This window comes from Streptomyces pseudovenezuelae, from assembly GCF_029892565.1.
GTDB classification, from domain to species: domain Bacteria; phylum Actinomycetota; class Actinomycetes; order Streptomycetales; family Streptomycetaceae; genus Streptomyces; species Streptomyces pseudovenezuelae_A.
Genome location: NZ_JARXVH010000012.1, coordinates 266,303 through 283,463 on the forward strand (window position 1 = coordinate 266,303; position 17,161 = coordinate 283,463).

Below are 17,161 nucleotides of genomic sequence, written 5' to 3' on the forward strand. Positions count from 1 at the left end.
TGACTCACCGTCAGATGCCGTGTGCGGCGAAGGCGATCACCTGGGTCACCTGGCGTGCGGCGAAGTTGTCGTCGGAGACCAGGACGACGGTGCGGCGGCCGTCGGGGAGCCGGGGACCGAGGGTGATGCCCTCGACGTTGTCGACCCGGGTCAGCCCGGGAACGTCGGACAGGTCGGTCACGAGCGTCTTGCGGACCGGTTTGACGGGGCGTGCGGACGCGGTGGTGAGGGAGTCCCGGCCCAGGACGTCGGTCGCGCCACGCAGGTCGACCAGGTAGATGCGGGACTTCCAGTTGTTGTCGGCGTAGATCGAGGCGCGCTCCAGGACCAGGAACCGGTCATGGCCGAGGGCCACGATGTCGCTGACGCCGTTGGTGTCGGTGCTGCCCGCCGGCGGGGCGGCGAACAGCGGTTCCAGGGGGTAGGCGTACTGGGCCGTGGGCAGTCCGGTGTCCGCGTCGTGGACGGTGATGCGGGTGAGGGCGCCGTGCTCGGGGGTGGGGTCGGCGCCGTCCTGGTAGAGGGGGTCCTCCATGGCGGTGACGATCCGTCGTCCGTCCGGGGTGAAGGTGACTCCTTCCAGGGTCTGGTTCTGGCGGGGGCCGAACTCCTGGGAGTTCATGTGCAGTTGCGGGGGCAGCGGGAGCTGTCCGGCGTAGGCCCCGGTCGTGGTGGCGCGGCGGATCCAGGGATCACCGAGCAGGGCCTGTCCGCCGGACGGGACGATGCGCTCGCCCTCGCTCGTCCAGACCAGGCCGCCCTTGCGCGGGTCCACCGCGATGCCTTCCGGGTCGGGTGCCACGGTGGAGGTGGTGGTCGAGGTGGGCGGGAAGGTGGTGCCGTCCGGGCGCAACCACGGGTGGGTGCCGGTGAGTTCGACACTCTTGAGCGCGCCGTGGGCGAAGTCGATGTCAGCGGTGTAGAAGCGGGCGGGGCCGGTCGCCGAGCGGTCGTCGCTGATCACGTAGTAGGCGCCGGTTCTCGCGTCGTAGCCGATGGCCGACAGGCCGCCGACGGTGGTGCCCTGGAAGGCCAGGGCGTTGGGCAGTTCCCGCTCGCCGAGGAAGTCCAGTCGTACGGAGCTGTCGTGGGCGGCGGCCGGGGTGCCGACGAGGGCGGGGAGGACGGCGAGGACAACGGCGGTGGCGATGATGCGGGCGCGGGTGGGGCGGGCGGTACGGGCGCAGGCAGTGCGGGCGCTGGCGGTGCGGGCGGCGCGGGCAGTCATGGGGTCTCCGTGAGGTGTCGGGTGGCCGGGAGGGCCGGGGACGGTCTGTCGGGTCCCGGGGTCAACTCCGGGGTGGCATAGGAGTGTTCGGCCCCGCGGCGCCCGCGCCGGTCGCGTTCACACGGGCAGCTTCACTTCGTCACGGAGACTCCAGGACGGCCGGACCCGCGAGTGGTGCGGGAGCGGCATCCGTACGTGACGCGCGGCGGCGGCGCCAGGCGAAGAACGCCAGGGCCAGCAGGGTGAAGACGTAGGGGATCGCGGAGACCAGCTGGGACGGGACGTCGAGGTTGCCGAGTTGGACGGCGAGGGCCTCGGCGGTGCCGAAGCCGAGGGCGGCCAGGAAAACGCCACAGGGGCGCAGCGCGCCGAGGAAGACGGCGGCCAGGGCGATGTAACCGCGGCCCGCGGTCATGCCGGTGACGAAGAAGGAAACGGCGCCCATGCTCAGGAACACTCCGGCCGCCCCGGCCAGCGCACCGCTCAGGGCGAGGGCGCGGAACTGGACCCGGTGGACGTGGATGCCGACCGAGCGTGCCGCTTCGGGGTGTTCGCCCACCGCGCGCAGGTGGAAGCCGAACCGGGTCCGGTACAGCAGCCAGGCGACCACCGGGGTGGCGGCGAGGGCGGCCCAGGTCAGCACGTTCTGCCCGCTGAGCACCGCGCCGACGCCCGGGATGTCCTCGATGAGCGGCAACCGGACCGAGGGCAGCGCGCCGCTGTGCAACCGGCTGGTGCCGCCCTTGTCGCCGAGGAGCGCGAACACGGTGTACGAAGTCGCGCCCGCGGCAAGGAGGTTGAGGCCGATGCCCGCGATGATGGCGTCCGCGCCGAGGTACAGGTGCAGCACGCCGAGCAGCAGCGCGAGCAGCGCGCCGGCCGCGATCCCGCAGACGGCTCCGGCCCAGACCGAACCGCTGTACCCGGCGACCAGCGCGCCCGTGCAGGCGGCGCTCAGCATCGAACCCTCCAGGGCGATGTTGGGCACCCCGGCCCGCTCGGCCAGCAGCCCGCCGAGGGCGGCGAGGACGTACGGCGTGGACACCCCGAGGATCGCCGCGAGGAATCCCGTGCTGAGCACGACATCGAGGACGGGACCCATCAGCGGGCCTCCCTTCGGGCGAGGTACCGCTTGACGAGTTCGGGCAGCGCCCGCGCGGTCACGAGCAGCACGATGACCGCCTGGATGATGGTCACGGCGTCGGAGCCGACATCGGTCTGCTGCTCCATCACGTCACCGCCGACCCGCAGATACGAGTAGAGGAGCGCGGCGGCGACCACGCCGACCGGGTTGTTGCGGCCCAGCAGGGCGACGACGATGCCCTCGAAGGCGAGGCCGCCGGCCATGTCGGGCTGCAGCCCGCCGTAGATCCCGAGCGCGAGGTGCGCTCCGGCGAGGCCGGCCAGCGCGCCGCCGATGACGAAGCTCCACTCGATCGTGCGGGGCACGTCGAGGCCGCCGTAGCGGGCGAAGTCCGGGTTGGAGCCGGTGATGCGGATGCGGTAGCCGAGCGGGGTCCTGGCCAGTAGGAACCAGACGGCGGCTGCCACCGCGAGCATGCCGAAGAGGCCGATGTTCGCCTGGTCCAGGGGGACTTGGAAGAAGTCGGAGAGGAGCGGGAGCGCCGAGTCGGGACGCACCGGGGCGGACTGTACGGCGCTGCTGCCGGGTGCCTTGAGATGGTCCGTGAGGAGATAGTCGAAGACCCGCACGACGACGGCGTTCAGCATCAGCGTGGCGACGATCTCGTTGGCGCCGAGCCGGGCCTTCATCACTCCGGGTACGGCGCCCAGGGCGCCCCCGGCGAGGGCGGCGGCGCCGAGCGGCACCAACACCGCGGCTACGGGCGGCAGATGGAGGTTGATCGCCACCAGGGCGCTCGCCAGGGCTCCGGCGTACACCTGGCCCTCCGCGCCGAGGCTGATCTGCCGGGCTCGGAAGGGGATCGCGACGGACAGGCCGAGCAGCGAGAGGGTGGTGGCGTCGGCGAGCCAGCGGCCGATCCGCGGGGTGCGCTCCAACGGGCCGGTGAGCAGGGCGTCCAGTGCGCCGCCGGCGTCCTTGCCGGTGGCCAGGACCACCAGGAAGGCGATGAGGACGGCGACCGCGACGGTCAGTACCGTCATCGTCAACTCGACGACCACCGTGCGGCGTCGGGTGGCCAGGAACTCCCGGCGGCCCTGCGTCTCGGGCCGTCCCTGCTGTTCCGCGGCCGGTTCCAGGGTCGAGGTCATCGGACACCTGCCGTGATCCGCTCGTCCGGGTGCCGCTCGACACCGAGCATGTACAGGCCGGTGGCCTCCTCGGTGAGTCCGGCCGGGTCGTCGAAGCGGGCGACGAGCCGGCCGTCCTTGATGACCAGCAACCGGTCGGAGAGCGCGAGGAGTTCACCGAGGTCGGCGGAGACGAGCAGCACCGCGGCACCCGCGTCACGGGCTTCGAGCAGCCGCTCGTACATGAAGTGCATGGCGCCGATGTCGACGCCCCGGGTCAGCTGCGCGGCGAGCAACAGGCGTGGTTTGGCGGAGAGTTCGCGGGCGACGACGACCTTCTGCAGGTTGCCGCCGGACAGTGCTCCGGCCGCCGCGTCCGGGTGCGGGGCGCGGATCGCGTACCGGCTGATGAGGTCCTCGGCGAGTTCTCGTATGCGGCGGGTGCGCAGGATGCCTCGGCGTGCGACGGGGGGCCGGTCGTGGCGGTCGACGATCAGGTTGTCGGCGATGGAGCGGTCCAGGGCGGCCCCGTTGGACAGCCGGTCCTCGGGTACGTGGGCGATGCCGGCCCGCCGGTGGCCCGCCGCGTCGAGGTGCGTGACGTCGGTGTCGTCCACGGTGACCGATCCGGCGGTGGGGCGGCGCAGTCCGGCGAGGAGTTCGACGAGTTCCGTCTGGCCGTTGCCCTCGACGCCCGCGAGGCCGACGATCTCACCGGCCGCGATGTCGAGGGAGACACCGTGCACCGCCGGACCCGAGAGTCCGCGCACCCGCAGCACCCTCGCCCCGGGCCGCGCCGGGGGTTTCGCCACGTCGAGGGACATCTCCCGGCCGACCATCATGGACGCCAGCTGCGCGGGCGTGGACTCCTCGGTGCGTACGGTGCCGATCACCGACCCGGCGCGCATGACGGTGACCCGGTCGCTGATCTCCCGTACCTCCTTGAGCTTGTGCGAGATGAACAGCACGGTCATGCCCGAGTCGCGCAGTCGGCGGACCGCCGTGAAGAGGTCGGTGGTCTCCTGCGGGGTGAGCACGGCGGTGGGCTCGTCGAGGATCAGGATGCGGGCGCCGCGGTGCAGGGCCTTGAGGATCTCGGCGCGCTGGCGCATTCCGACGGAGACCGTGTCGACCCTGGCCGTCGGGTCGACGGCGAGTCCCGACTGCTCGGCCAGCGCCGCCGTGCGTTCGGCGGCTGCCGCGCGGTCGACGCGGCCCGCCCGGCCCGGCTCTACGCCGAGGACGGCGTTCTCGGCGACGGTGAACGACGGGACCAGCATGAGGTTCTGGTGGACCATGCCCACACCGAGGGCGATGGCGTCCTGCGGTCCGGAGAACCTGACCCGCCGCCCGTGCACGCTGAGTTGGCCGGCCGAGGGCTGTTCGAGTCCGTACAGCAGCTTCATCAGGGTGGACTTGCCCGCGCCGTTCTGGCCGACGATCGCCCTGATCTCGCCACGGGGCACGGACAGGTCCACGTCGCTGACGGCGCGGGTGCCGTTGGGGTAGGTCTTGCCGAGGCCCACGGCCTCCAGGGCGGGCGGGGCCGTGTCCGTGGCCACGGGTTCGCCGGTTTCCTCTGTGGGTTCCACCAGTGTTCCTCGGAGGTCAGAAGGCCGAAGGGACCTTGACGGCACCGGACTTGACCTTCGCGGCCTGCGCTTCGAGCTCGGTGCGCACGGCGGCGGGCACGAGCTTGTCGAAGTTGGTGTTGTCGACGTAGCCCACGCCGTTCTCGGCCAGGCCCACGGCGGCGGGCTTGCCATAGGCGAGCGTGCCGGCCTTGTTCGCCTTGGCCGCCAGGTAGAGGGCGTTGCCGGCGTTCTTGAGGATCGAGGTGACGACGGTCTGCCGCTGGGACGCGTCGGTGAGCGTCTTGAACTGGTCGGAGTCGACGCCGAAGGTGTACCGCTTGGCGGCGACGGCCGACTCGAAGGCCCCGAGGCCGGAGGATCCGGCGACGGGCCACACCAGTTCGGCGCCCTGCCCGTACATCGCCGAGGCGATCTGCTTGCCCTTGGCCGGGTCGCCGAACGGGTTGTCGCCGCCGACGTACTGCACGAGGACACCGGAGGACGGATTTCCGCCCGCCGCCTTGAAGCCTGCCTTGAAGCCGACGACGAAGTCCTCGATGACCGGTATCTGAACTCCGCCGATCACACCGACCTTTTCGTTCCCGGCGCCGCCGGGAAGGGCCTTGGCGGCGACGAGTTTGTCGGCGAGGAATCCGGCCAGATAGGCGGCCTCGTTCTGCTTGAAGGTGACGGAGTAGACGTTCGCGCACTTGTTGGAACAGCCGCTCCTGCCCGTGTAGTCGACGGATCCGTCGAAGAGCCAGAACTTCTTGTCCGGGTACTCCGGGGCCAGTTTGGAGATGAAGCCGACGGTGTCGACCGTGCCCGCGGCGAGCACGTCGTAGTCGTCGCCGGAGGCCGCGTCCTCGAAGCCGGAGGACCACTTGGTGCGGTCGCTGCCCAGCTCGACGACCTTCAGGCTGTACCCGAGGTCCTTCTCCGTCTTCTTCAGGCCCGCGTACGCCGAGTCGAAGAAGGAACGGTCACCGAGGTTTCCGTTGATGACGAACTTGATGCGCAGCTTTCCGGATTTCCCGGACTCGGTGGAGTCCGAGTCCGTCGAGACACCGCATGCGGCGAGGGTGAGCGAGAGCGCCGCGACGGCCCCCAGAATTCTGATCTTGTCCATCGCCTGGATTCTCTTTCTCTAGTGGGTCCTCTAGCGGGTTCTCTAGTGGATTCTCAAGCGGGGGCAGTTCTTCGCCATTGGCCGAAAGCTATGCAATGCAAAACGTTTTGGCTACGGGTCTCTGTGTTCTCTCGTGTTAGGAGATTGTTTCCGTGATCAGTGCGGTGGCCGCGATGGTGACGGCACGGTCGAAGTCGCTCTCGCGCTCGGCCGGAGTGAGTGCCTCCGCGTGGCGCACGTGATCGCTGACCGTCAGGACGGCGAGCGCGTGCCCGCCCTCGGCGGCGGCGGTCGCGTACAGGCCGGCCGCCTCCATCTCCACGGCCAAGGTGCCGTGTGCCTCCAACTGCTCGAACAGCGAAGGTCGTTCGAGATAGAAGTGGTCGGTGGTGAACACGGGCCCGATGTGCACCTGCGGCCCGGAGCCGCCCCCGGCGGCCTGTACGGCGGCAGCGGCCAGGCCGAAGGAGGCGGCGTGGCTCAGCTGCACTCCGTCGATACGACGGCTGCTCATCGCCGAGTCGGTGTGCGCGGCGGTGGCCACGACGACGTCCCGCAGACCCACCGAGGCGGGGATGCCGCCCGCGGTGCCCACCCTGACGACGCGGCGGACGCCGTAGCAACGGAAGAGTTCCGTGGCGTAGATCGTGACGGACGGCATCCCCATGCCGGAGGCCAGCACGGACAGCGGCTCGCCCCGGTACGTTCCGGTGTATCCCTCGATGCCGCGCACGTCGGTGACCAGCCGGGCGTCCTGGAGGATCGTTTCGGCGATCCGGCGTGCCCGGCGCGGGTCGCCGGGCATCAGCACGTCCGGCGCGAAGTCGCCCGGGGTGGCCGAGATGTGGGCGGTGACCATCAGGCGTCCTCCCCCACCGGGGTCCGGGCCAGCCAGCGGACCAGCCGGTCCCACAGTTCGGGATAGCCCTTCCAGTCCAGGAACGCGGGCGGGGCCCAGTGCGGTGCCAGGTCGGAGGTGAAGGCCGCCGACCGTCCCGCGCCGTAGCCGCCCACGACCAGCAGCGGATGGCCCGTGCACTCGACGAGCAGGTCCGCCCCGTCTCGTACCGTCACCTCGTTGAGCCCGAGCAGATCGGGCCAGGTCCCGTCCATCCCGTCGACCACCGGGTGTCCGGTGACCACTGTCGGCGCGGCCCCCGCCGGCAGCTCCACCCGGTCGTCCCGGTCGTGCAGCCCGACCGGCAGGGCGGCGGCCAGCAGTGTGCGCCCCCAACGGGCCTTGGCGTCGATGCCGGTGAAGGAGAGGTAGCCCCCCACCATCAGCAGGCCTCCGCCGCGCTCCACGTAGGCGCGCAGCAGTTCCGTGCGGTCCGGCGAGGGCACCGAGCGGGCGAAGGTCTCCGGCGTGAGCTGGAAGCTGTTGGCCCCGACGTCGCTGATCACGACGACGTCGTACGGCTCCAGGCCCTCTGCCGTGGTGGGCACTCTGCTCGGTATCTCGTGCGCCGGGACGTACGTCACCGTGTGGCCGCGGTCGCGGAGCGCGTCGAGGAAGACCTGGGCGCCCTCGACGTACTCGGAGGTGAAGAAGGAGTCGAACCCCTTCTGGTGGACGGAGTGGGTGAACCAGGACTCACCCACGACGAGGACATGGGGCATCGCGGCACGACCTTTCCTGTGATGTGTGCGGTGGTTTTCGTGCGGCGTGGTCAGCGGGCCGGGCGCACGGGAGCCGTGCTGGCGCGGACCTTCAGCCGGACCGGCAGGATGTGCCGGGAGGCGGGGGGCACCTCGTCCCGGTGGACGTAGCTGAGGAGTTGGGCGCCTGCCGTGCGGCCGACGTCGTACGCGGGCTGGTGGACGGTGGTGAGGCGGGGGTGGACGCGGGAGGCGAGCATGATGTCGTCGAAGCCCGCCACCGAGACGTCGTCGGGGACGCGCAGGCCGGCGTCCTCCAGGGCGGCGATCGCGCCGAGCGCCATCAGGTCGTTGGCGGCGAACACCGCGGTGAAGCGGCGCCGGCCGCCGTTCTCCAGGGCCGTGGCGACCAGGGCGTAGCCGGACTGCTCGACGAAGGCGCCCTCGACCTCGGTGACGCCCGCGTCGCCGAACGCCTCCCGGAAACCGGCGATCCGCTCCAGGCTGCTGACCAGGTCCACCGGGCCGCTGATCGCGAGCACCCGGCGGTGGCCCAGTTCCCGCAGGTGCTGCCCGATCAGCCGGCCGCCCGCGCGGTGGTCGGCGGTGACCAGGATGGTCTGCTCCAGCAGCCCGGGAACGACCTCGTCGGCCAGCGCGATGGGAAACCGCCCGAGCAGCGACGCCAGCCGGCCGCGGGAGGGCGGCGAGCCGGAGGCGTACACCATGCCGTCGATGAACCGGCCGCGGAGCATCTCCAGATAGCGGTCCTCGCGGTCGGGGTCGAACTCGGTGTTGCACAGGATGACCCCGTAGCCCAGGTCGTGGGCGGCGTCGTCGACGCCCTTGGCGAGTTCGGCGAAGAACTGGTTGGTGATGTCGGGCACCAGCAGCCCTATGACACTCGTCGAACCCGCCTGCAGATTGCGGGCCGTCGAGGCCGGTACGTAGCCGAGCCGGGCGACGACGGTACGCACCCGCTCGGCCGTCTCCTCCGCGACCGGCCGGTTGCCGCTCAGCACGTGCGACACCGTCGTCGGACTGACCCGCGCGGCGGCGGCCACGTCCTTGATCGACGCGGGGCGCCGCACCCGTCGGCGGCCCGCGTCCTCGTCCTGTTCACGGGTCATAGTGCTGCACCGCCCTGCCGTGCGAGGTGTCCAGCAGCGCGGGCACGCGTGCCTCGATCTCGGCCAGCAGCCCTGGCAGGTCCAGTGTCAGCAGCCGGCCGCCCTGCACCACGACCCGACCGTCCACGACGACCGTGCGCACATCGCTCGCCCGGGCGCTGTAGACCAGGGCCGCCACCGGGTCGTGCACCGGCCGGCAGTGTGCTCCGCCCAGGTCGACCAGCACGATGTCCCCGGCCCGGCCCGGCTCCAGCGCGCCGATCCGGTCGCCGAGTCCGAGCGCCGCGGCCCCGCCGCGCGTGGCCAGCCGGATCGTGTCGGAGACCGTCATCCAGGTGGCGTCCCGCTCCGCCTGCTTCTGGGTCAGCGCGACCAGCCGCATCGCCTCCCACACGTCCAGCGTGTTGTGCCCGGCCGCCCCGTCCGTTCCGGCCCCGACGGCAACTCCCGCGCCCAGCAGGCTCCTTACCGGAGTGAGCGGGGACAGGGCGTGCTTCAGATAGACCTTCGGGCAGCAGGCCACACCGGTACGGTCCCGGTGCGCCGCCAGCGTCGGCAGGTCTTCGGGGACGATGCCGCAGCCGTGCGCGATCAGCGCGCCCGCGTCCAGCACGCCGGTCCGCTCCAGCACCGTGATGGGGGTGATGCCGCGCCGCGCCAGGCTCGACTCGGTCTGCTCCAGGTGCTCGGCGGCGTGGATGTGGATCCGCAGGCCCGTCTCCCGGGCGAGGTCCGCGAGCCGGACCAGGTCCGCGTCGTCGACGGTGTAGGGCGCGTGCGGGCCGAGCGAGGCGGTGACCCGCCCGTCGCCGGTGCCGTGCAGGGCCGCGGCGACCTCGGCGCTCTCCTCCAGCGCGGCGCGGCCCCGGCTGCTGAAGTACGTCGGCGCGATGTCGGCCCGGATTCCGGTGCGTACGACGGCGTCGGCGATCCGCTCGGCGTGGAAGTAGTGGTCGGCGAACGTGGTCACCCCGCCGAGCAGCATCTCCGCGCAGGCCAGCGCCGCGCCGAGGCCGATGTCGGCGGGGGTGAGGTTGACCTCCATGGGCCACACCCGCTCGTTGAACCAGTCCTCGACGCTCACGTCCTCGGCGGCGCCGCGCATCAGCGTCATCGGGCCGTGCGTGTGGGCGTTCACCAGCCCGGGTACGGCGACCAGTCCCGTACCGTCCACGATCTGTGCCCCGGTGGCGGCCGGCCCGGAGCCCGCCGGGCCCGTCCAGGCGATCACTCCGTCCTCGACCAGGATGTCCTGGCCGGGTTCCACTCGGCAGGGCCCCCGCTCGGGCACGACGAGCACCGAGCAGGAGGTCACCATCAGTCGGCGCATGATGCGGGTCCTTCCGTCCGAACCGGACGCTAAGGACCCAAAACGTTTTGCACAACCCTTGCAGGACTTGTCGCAGCGGCATGCCACTGCCCGGACGGGAAGCCGTCCGGGCAGCGCGGGCCGGTGGAGCGGGTCGCCGGCGCGGGCTAGTGGTGGCCGCCCCGCCGGGTCGCCAGCCGGTGGACCGCCGTGATCAACGTGTCCACCTCCTCGTGCGTGTTGTAGAACGCGAACGACGGGCGGACGGTGGCCTCCAGGCCGTAGCGGCGCAGGATCGGCTGCGCGCAGTGGTGGCCCGAACGGACCGCGATTCCCTCCTCGTTGAGGGCGGTGCCCACCTCGGCGGGCTCGTAGCCGTCCAGGACGAAGGACGCGATGCTCGCCTTGTCCGGGGCGGTGCCGATCAGCCGGAGTCCGGGTACACCGCGCAGGCCTTCGGTGGCGTGCTCCAGCAGGGTGTGCTCGTAGGCGGCGATGTTCGGCAGGCCGATGCGCTCGACGTAGTCGATGGCCGCGGCCAGCCCCACCGCGTCGGCGATGTTGCCGGTGCCGGCCTCGAAGCGGCCCGGCGGCGGCTGGTAGCCGGACCGTTCGAAGGTGACGTCGGTGATCATGTTGCCGCCGCCCTCCCACGGAGGCATGTCCTCCAGGATCTCGCGCTTGGCGTAGAGGACCCCGATCCCGGTCGGCCCGAACAGCTTGTGCCCGGAGAAGACCAGGAAGTCCGCGTCCAGCGCCGTGACGTCGACCGTCAGGTGCGGGACGGACTGCGCCGCGTCGACCAGGACCCGTGCGCCGGCCCGGTGCCCGATCTCGATGATCTGCTCGACCGGTACGACGGTGCCGAGGGCGTTGGACAGCTGGGTGACCGCGACCAGCCTGGTGCGGTCGGACAGCAGCTTGGTGTACTCGTCGAGCAGTACCTGCCCGTCGTCGTCGACCGGGATCACCTTGATCACCGCACCGGTCTGCTGCGCCAGCATCTGCCAGGGCACGATGTTGGCGTGGTGCTCCAGGTGGGAGAGCACGATCTCGTCGCCCGCGCGGAGGTGCCCGGGCCCCCACGCCTTGGCGACCAGGTTGATCGCCTCGGTGGTGCCCCGGACGAACACGATCTCCTCGGCGGAGCCCGCCCCGACGAACCGGGCGACGGTCTTTCTGGCGCCCTCGTAGGCGTCGGTGGCCCTGGCCGCCAACTCGTGCGCCGCGCGGTGGATGTTGGAGTTCTCCCGCGAGTAGAACTCGACCAGCCGGTCGATCACCGCCTGCGGCTTCTGCGTGGTCGCCGCGTTGTCCAGCCAGATCAGCGGACGCCCGTTGACCAGCTCGGACAGGATCGGGAAGTCCCTCCGCACGGCCCGCACGTCGAACGCCGGGTGCGGGTCGAGCAGCAGCCCGACCGGTGATCCGGGTGCCTCGGATACGCCGGGTACGCCGGGTCCCTGGAGGAAGTAGTACGGCGCTGTCGTGGCCGCGGCCGTCGGTGGCTCGGGCTCGAAGAGGGGCGGGAGGGGCGGCAGCCCCAGGTGCCCGAAGCCGGGGAGTTCCGGCGGCTGGGCGGGGTAGCCGGGTGCCTCGGTGAGGAAGTAGTACGCCCCGGGATCCACGAGTCGGGCCGGCGCGGACGACGGTGCCACCGGCGGCGGCCCGGGGGCCACCGGCGGGGCCGGCACCTCCGGGGCGGGTCCGGCGAGGCCCGGCGCGCTCGCCGCGAACGTGGCCGGGGCGCTGGTCGGCGGCGGACCGGAGGGTGGGCTCATCCCGGCGGTCGGCGCGGGAGGGGGCGGGTCGGCGGCGGGCAGGCCGGTCGGTACGGGCCACTCCGACTGGACCGGCAGACCGGTCGGCGCCGGCCATTCCGACTGGCCCGGCAGCCCTTGCGGGTGGCCGTCGGGGACCGGGGCCGCCATATCCATGTCCATGTCCGTCGGCTGGCCGGGCAGGGCCCGGAAGAACTCCCCCGCCAGCCGGCTGAGCGTCTCCTCGTCCGGCAGCCACGCCGGGGCGGATCCGTCAGCCGTGGCCGGGGCCGAGCCGTCAGCGGTAGGTGGGGGCGTAGTCATGGAACCTGTCCACCTCGACGTCGTCGAGCACGGCGAGCGCGTCCTCGGTGAGCACCGCGAGCGAGCAGTACAGGGAGATCAGATAGGAGGCGATGGCACTGCGGTCGATCTGCATGAACCGCACCGACAGCCCCATCCCCTGCTCACCCGAGAGCCCGGGCTGGAAGAGTCCGACCACGCCCTGGCGGGACTCGCCGGTGCGCAGCAGCAGGAACTTGGTCTTCCCGTTCGCCAGCGGGACCTTGTCCGACGGGATGATCGGCAGTCCGCGCCAGGTCAGGAACTGCGAGCCGAACATGCTCACCGTGGCCGGCGGCACACCGCGCCGGGTGCACTCCCGGCCGAACGCGGCGATGCCTTCCGGGTGGGTGAGGAAGAAGGCCGGCTGCTTCCACACCTTCGTGATCAGGGCGTCCAGATCATCCGGCGTCGGCGGCCCGCCCAGCGTGGAGATGCGCTGGCTGTCCGCCGTGCTGGCCAGCATCCCGTAGTCCGGGCTGTTGATCAGCTCGCCCTCCTGGTGCTCCTTCACCGCCTCGATGGTCAGCCGCAGTTGCTGTGCGGTCTGGTTGTGCGGGCTGGAGTACAGGTCGGCGATCCGGGTGTGCAGGTCCAGGACCGTCTGGACGGCCTTGAGCCGGTAGGTCCGGGGCTCCTGCGAGTAGTCGACGAAGGTGTCGGGCAGCGGCGACTCGTCGTAGTTGTCGCACTCGATGCGGACCGACTCGGGGTGGACGACCTTGTTCACCTGGTAGATGCCGGCCTCGACCGGTACCCACGACATCAGGTGCACCAGCCAGCGAGGCGTGATGGAGGACATCTGCGGAACGGTCTTGGTGGCGTTCGCCAGGGTCCGTGCCGCGGGGTCGCTCACCGACATCGATCGCGACGGGGGATGCGCGGTCGTGGTCATACAGCGTCTCCTTTCCGCGCCCGGGGGAAAGCGGGCACGCGTGAGGGAGTGAGATCGCCGACGGGGGTGTGCGGTCTCGAACTCGCTCGCACCAACTATCGATTCACCCTCGCAGTGGCCCCGGTAGCGGTCCAATGCGTGTTTTCGAGGCTTTCATCGACGAGGGCTATCATTCGCGCATGATCGACCTGAGTCGGCTGCGTGTGCTGGTCGCCGTCGCCCGTGAGGGTTCGATCACGGCAGCCGCGGAGGCGTTGCACTACGCCCAGCCGTCGGTCAGCCATCAGCTCGCCAAGCTGGAGGCCGAGGTCGGCGTACCGCTGTTGCAGCGGATGGGGCGCGGTATCCGGCTCACCGACGCGGGCCGGCTGCTGGTGGACCGCGCCGAGTCGATCCTCGCGCAGGTCGAGTCGGTGCACGCGGAACTGGACGAGCTGGCCGGCCTGCGCACCGGCCGGGTCCGACTGGCCGCCTTCCCCTCCGCGCTGGCCACCCTGGTGCCGCTCGTGGCGGCCCGCGTCTTCGACCGCCATCCCGGCATCGAGCTCATCCTGCGCGAGGCCGAACCGCCGGACGCGCTCAGCGCCCTGCGCAACAACGACGTCGACGTGGCGCTGATCTTCGAGCACGGCGACCCGCCCCTGCGCGATCGCCGCGACACCACGATGACGCCGCTGCTCGAAGAGCCGTTGTACGTGGTCACGCCGACGGACCGCACCTGGGACGGGCCTCGGGCGGAGCTGGCCACCTACGCGGAGACCCGTTGGATAGCCGGATGCGAACGCTGCCGCGAGCATCTCGTCGCGGCCTGCGGGCGGGCCGGGTTCACGCCGATCGTCGAGTTCGAGACCGATGACTACGTCGCCGTGCAGGCGCTCGTCGCGGCCGGTCTCGGCGTGAGCCTGCTGCCCGGCCTCACCCTCCTCGCCAACCGGCACCCCGGGGTCCGGCTCGACCGGATCGCCGGCATGCGCAGACAGGTCGTGGCCGCGGTGCACGGCAAACCGCCCGCGTCCCAACCCGCCCAGGTGCTCCTCGACGCCCTCAACGCGACGGTCTCCGAACCGGAATGGCCGACCTGACGTGGGTGAGGTGCGGCAGGTTCAGGGTCGGTAGACCATCCCCGGCCGCGGCTTGGCCGGGGCGAGCAGTTGGGACACCGTGACGATGGTGTAGCCGCGCCGCTGAAGCGCCTTGATGATCCCCGGAACGGCGGGCACGGTTCCCTTGTGCAGGTCGTGCAGCAGGATGACGCCGTCGCGGTGGGTCTGGTCTAGCACGCGTTGGGTGATCAGCGCCGAGTCGGTCGTCTCGTAGTCCTTGGCCGTGACGCTCCACAGCACCTGCGCCAGACCCAACTCCCGGCAGATCTTGGACACTTGGCGGTTGGTGCGGCCCTGCGGCGGGCGCATCAGGACGGGCTTGGTGCCGGTGATCTTCGCGATGGCGTCCTGCGTGCGGGTCAGCTCCCGGCGGGCGTCTGCCGTGCCGATCCGCGTCAACACCTTGTGGTTCCAGGTGTGGTTGCCGATCTCGTGGCCCTCGTCCGCGATGCGGCGGATGATCTCCGGGTACTTGGCGATGTGGCCCTTGCCCTGGAGGAAGAACGTCGCGTGGAGACGGTCCCGCTCAAGGATGTCCAGGAGACGGGGAGTTGTGGGGCTGGGGCCGCCGTCGAAGGTGAGGGCCACGCACTTCGCCCTGCGGCAGTCGACCGACCCGGCGGCCACCGGTCCCGACGCCTTGTTCCGGGCGGCTCGTGGCGAGGTGTGGTCGTACGTCGTGACGGTCAGGGCCAGCGTCAGGGTCACGGCGAGGACGGTGGTGGCGGTTGCCGCGAGGGCGATGAGGAGGCGCGAGCGTCGTATGCGCAACGGTCCTGTGCGCCTGCGCAGGTGAAAGGGCATGGGAAGTCTCTCCCTGGAACGCGGGAACGCGGGAACGTGGGAATGCGGGGATGCGGGAACGGGTGTCGGGTGACGGTCAGGCCGCGCGGTGGCGGATCCACCAGACGCACAGCCCGGTGAGCGCTGCCGCCAGCAGCAGGCACAGACCGGTCTCGGCCCACTGCAGGGGCCACAGGTGGGACGACGGGTGGAACTCCGCCCAGCGGCCCGTCCGGCCGTGCTGCACAAGGCACTTGGCGTAGTCGTCGGCCGCGTAGCAGTCGGGCAGATCCGGCACCCGGCGTCCGGCCGCGTCGACCGCGCCCTCGGCGAGCACCCACGCGTTGGCCGGAGCCGGGGAGTCGGTCGTGTGCTGGACCGTGGCCAGGGTGGTGGGCAGCAGATGGCCCCGGAGCGAGTGCAGCAGGTACATCGCGCCCGCGCTCAGGACGACGGTCGCGCCCATCGCCAGGACGGTGCGGCGCAGGATCAGGCCCGCGGTCACGCCGATGAGCAGGGACAGCACGGACAGGCCGACCACGACGGGCCCGACACCGTCGTACGGATACCACTGCCACCAGGGGAACCAGCCGCCCAGCAGGGACCCCGCCGGCTGCCACCACCAGGTCATCGCGGCGGCGATCGTCCCGCTGATCAGGACCGTCAGGACCACGGGGACGAGCAGCTTGGCCGCGAACCAGCGCAGCCGGGTGACGGACTGCGTGCACACGGTCCGGTACGTGCCGGACTCAAACTCCTGTGCCAGCTGGGGGCCGCCGAGGAAGACGCCGAAGACCAACGGCAGCGCCAGCATGGCCTGGAGCGGGCGGCGCATCGGGAACTGGTACGTCTGCGTAAAGGAGTTGAGCTTGTGGGAGCACTCCCCGGCCGGAACGGTGGTGCCCCGGCAGGCGTCGATGTGGCCCTGCGCGATGGCGGTCGTCATCTCCTGGTGCCGCACGATCGCGTACGCCGCGACGGCGACCGCGACGCCGATACCGATCCAGAACGCCAGCCGGTTCTGCCGCCAGACCAGCCAGGTCAGCCCTCGGAGCCGTAGTCCCGAACTGGTCCGTGCCGAGGGGCGGTTGACGGTCAGGGACCCGCTCATACGGTCACCTCGCGCCGCGCGCCGGCACGTGCCGTGGGCGTGATCAGCGGTGGTGCGTCGTCCGTCCGCAGATGCGCCAGCAGCAGTTCCTCCAGGCTCGGCAGGACCGGCTCGACGTCCGCCGTCAGTGGTCCCCGTGGGCGGATCAGTGCCGTGGTGCGGCCGCCCGCGCTGCGGGTCTCGACGGTCGTCTGGCCGGGCAGTTTCGCCAACCGGTCCGCGTGCGCGTCGGGGGCGGAGACGGTCCGGTGGGCGCCGATGAGTTCGGCCACGTCGCCGGCGAGCCTGACCGTGCCGTTGTTGATCAGGACCAGGAAGTCACAGGCGCCCTCCAGTTCGGAGACCAGGTGGGAGGACATCACGACGGTCGAGCCGTGCCGGGCGGCCTCGGTCATCAGCGTGTCCGTCATCTGGCGCCGGACCAGCGGGTCCAGATCGGCCATCGGTTCGTCGAGCAGCAGCAGCCGGGGCCGCTTCCCCAGGGCCAGCGCGAAGGCCACCCGGGTGCGCTGGCCGCCGGACAGGGTGCCGACCCGGGCGTCCATCGGGACGTTGCCCGCGGCGATGACGCGTTCGGCGGTCTCCTGGTGCCAGATCGGATTCAGCTCGCGGCCGATGCGCAGCGTGTCGGAGACCCGGAAGCGCGTGTACAGCGCCTTCTCCTGACTCAGGAACGCGGTGTGCTGCCGGGCCTCGGCGGACCGGGCCGCCTGCCCGCCCAGCCGGATGGTGCCGGTGCTCGGCTCCAGCAGACCGGCGGCCAGCGAGAGCAGGGTCGTCTTGCCGGCGCCGTTCGGGCCGACCAGCGCGCAGATCCGCCCGGCCGGCAGCCGGAACGAGCAGTCCCGCAAGGCCCAGCCCCGGCGGTACCGCCTGCCGAGGCCGACCGCCTCCAGCGCATCGGGGGAATCGGTTCTATTGGTCATGCCGGAACGCTAAAAGCACAGGTCAACGGCCCGCTTCGGCGCAAAGTCGGTGCTTGCG

15 protein-coding genes are annotated in these 17,161 nt (G+C 71.4%); 1 reads left to right on the top strand and 14 read right to left on the bottom strand.

The features are described from left to right. Positions 1 to 10: 10 nt before the first annotated feature. The 11 genes from M2283_RS33785 to M2283_RS33835 all read right to left on the bottom strand — a co-directional run bounded on the left by M2283_RS33785 (position 11) and on the right by M2283_RS33835 (position 13,180). A complete protein-coding gene (locus M2283_RS33785) occupies positions 11 to 1,228 on the bottom strand; it encodes an esterase-like activity of phytase family protein (RefSeq protein WP_280880261.1) in 1,218 nt (405 codons plus the stop codon). 139 nt (positions 1,229 to 1,367) lie between these two features. Then, positions 1,368 to 2,330 (bottom strand): ABC transporter permease, encoded by a 963-nt coding sequence (locus M2283_RS33790; RefSeq protein WP_280880262.1) that lies wholly within the window; start codon positions 2,328 to 2,330, stop codon positions 1,368 to 1,370. Next, entirely contained in the window at positions 2,330 to 3,463 is a 1,134-nt protein-coding gene (locus tag M2283_RS33795) for an ABC transporter permease (protein WP_280880263.1), read from the bottom strand. The genes M2283_RS33790 and M2283_RS33795 overlap by 1 nt, the downstream gene beginning before the upstream one ends. Continuing rightward, the gene (locus tag M2283_RS33800) at positions 3,460 to 5,034 is read right to left on the bottom strand and encodes an ABC transporter ATP-binding protein (RefSeq protein ID WP_280880264.1); all 1,575 of its coding nucleotides are present in this window, start codon (positions 5,032 to 5,034) and stop codon (positions 3,460 to 3,462) included. The genes M2283_RS33795 and M2283_RS33800 overlap by 4 nt, the downstream gene beginning before the upstream one ends. Positions 5,035 to 5,050: 16 nt before the next feature. Then, positions 5,051 to 6,145, bottom strand: a complete 1,095-nt coding sequence (locus tag M2283_RS33805; protein WP_280880265.1) for a BMP family lipoprotein — start codon at positions 6,143 to 6,145, stop codon at positions 5,051 to 5,053. Between the two features lie 136 nt (positions 6,146 to 6,281). Then, positions 6,282 to 7,004 (bottom strand): purine-nucleoside phosphorylase, encoded by a 723-nt coding sequence (gene deoD / locus M2283_RS33810; RefSeq protein ID WP_280880266.1) that lies wholly within the window; start codon positions 7,002 to 7,004, stop codon positions 6,282 to 6,284. Beyond that, positions 7,004 to 7,765: a glutamine amidotransferase gene (locus M2283_RS33815; RefSeq protein ID WP_280880267.1), complete on the bottom strand. Its 762-nt coding sequence runs from the start codon at positions 7,763 to 7,765 to the stop codon at positions 7,004 to 7,006. The genes deoD and M2283_RS33815 overlap by 1 nt, the downstream gene beginning before the upstream one ends. 50 nt (positions 7,766 to 7,815) lie before the next feature. Continuing rightward, a complete protein-coding gene (locus M2283_RS33820; protein WP_280880268.1) occupies positions 7,816 to 8,874 on the bottom strand; it encodes a LacI family DNA-binding transcriptional regulator in 1,059 nt (352 codons plus the stop codon). Then, the gene (locus tag M2283_RS33825) at positions 8,864 to 10,204 is read right to left on the bottom strand and encodes an amidohydrolase (protein WP_280880269.1); all 1,341 of its coding nucleotides are present in this window, start codon (positions 10,202 to 10,204) and stop codon (positions 8,864 to 8,866) included. The genes M2283_RS33820 and M2283_RS33825 overlap by 11 nt, the downstream gene beginning before the upstream one ends. A gap of 146 nt (positions 10,205 to 10,350) precedes the next feature. Next, positions 10,351 to 12,267, bottom strand: a complete 1,917-nt coding sequence (locus M2283_RS33830; protein WP_280880270.1) for a family 2A encapsulin nanocompartment cargo protein cysteine desulfurase — start codon at positions 12,265 to 12,267, stop codon at positions 10,351 to 10,353. Continuing rightward, a complete protein-coding gene (locus M2283_RS33835; protein ID WP_280880271.1) occupies positions 12,242 to 13,180 on the bottom strand; it encodes a family 2A encapsulin nanocompartment shell protein in 939 nt (312 codons plus the stop codon). Before M2283_RS33835 ends, M2283_RS33830 begins: the two co-directional genes overlap by 26 nt. A 179-nt stretch (positions 13,181 to 13,359) precedes the next feature. Here M2283_RS33835 and M2283_RS33840 point away from each other — a divergent pair, with 179 nt between their 5' ends. Continuing rightward, positions 13,360 to 14,262: a LysR family transcriptional regulator gene (locus M2283_RS33840; RefSeq protein ID WP_280880272.1), complete on the top strand. Its 903-nt coding sequence runs from the start codon at positions 13,360 to 13,362 to the stop codon at positions 14,260 to 14,262. A gap of 21 nt (positions 14,263 to 14,283) precedes the next feature. Here M2283_RS33840 and M2283_RS33845 read toward each other — a convergent pair whose 3' ends face one another. The 3 genes from M2283_RS33845 to M2283_RS33855 all read right to left on the bottom strand — a co-directional run bounded on the left by M2283_RS33845 (position 14,284) and on the right by M2283_RS33855 (position 17,103). Beyond that, complete coding sequence (locus tag M2283_RS33845; RefSeq protein ID WP_280880273.1) at positions 14,284 to 15,087, bottom strand: polysaccharide deacetylase family protein; 804 nt, start codon at positions 15,085 to 15,087, stop codon at positions 14,284 to 14,286. A gap of 76 nt (positions 15,088 to 15,163) precedes the next feature. Continuing rightward, on the bottom strand, positions 15,164 to 16,177 hold the full coding sequence (locus M2283_RS33850) for an ABC transporter permease (RefSeq protein WP_280880274.1): 1,014 nt from the start codon (positions 16,175 to 16,177) through the stop codon (positions 15,164 to 15,166). Beyond that, a complete protein-coding gene (locus M2283_RS33855; RefSeq protein ID WP_280880275.1) occupies positions 16,174 to 17,103 on the bottom strand; it encodes an ABC transporter ATP-binding protein in 930 nt (309 codons plus the stop codon). The genes M2283_RS33850 and M2283_RS33855 overlap by 4 nt, the downstream gene beginning before the upstream one ends. Between the last annotated feature and the right edge of the window lie 58 nt (positions 17,104 to 17,161).